This is a genomic window from Sphingobium sp. SG1 (assembly GCF_057063145.1).
In genome coordinates this window covers 1-255 of sequence record NZ_JBVVOJ010000100.1, presented here as the reverse complement: position 1 = coordinate 255, position 255 = coordinate 1, and the positions used below count along the sequence as shown (strand labels likewise).

General features: G+C 66.3%; 1 protein-coding gene. It reads left to right on the top strand.

Annotated elements, in window-relative coordinates:
• The coding region (locus AC0KVN_RS27715; RefSeq protein ID WP_483656869.1) for an efflux RND transporter permease subunit at window positions 1-255 on the top strand (255 nt) is incomplete at both ends.

Sequence of the window (255 nt, the reverse complement as noted above, 5' to 3'; positions counted from 1 at the left end):
ACGAGATCACCACTGCAATCCGCAACCAGAACGCCCAGGTCGCGGTCGGTTCGGTCGGCCAGCCGCCGTTCAATCGCGGCGGCACGGCGTTCCAGCTCGGCATCCAGACGCAAGGCCGGCTGACGACGCCCGACCAGTTCGCCGACATCATCATCAAGCGCGACGACCAGGGCCGGCTGACCCGGGTGCGCGATATCGCTCGGGTCGAGCTCGGCGCGCAGGACTATACGATCAACCCGTTCTTCTCCAACCAGC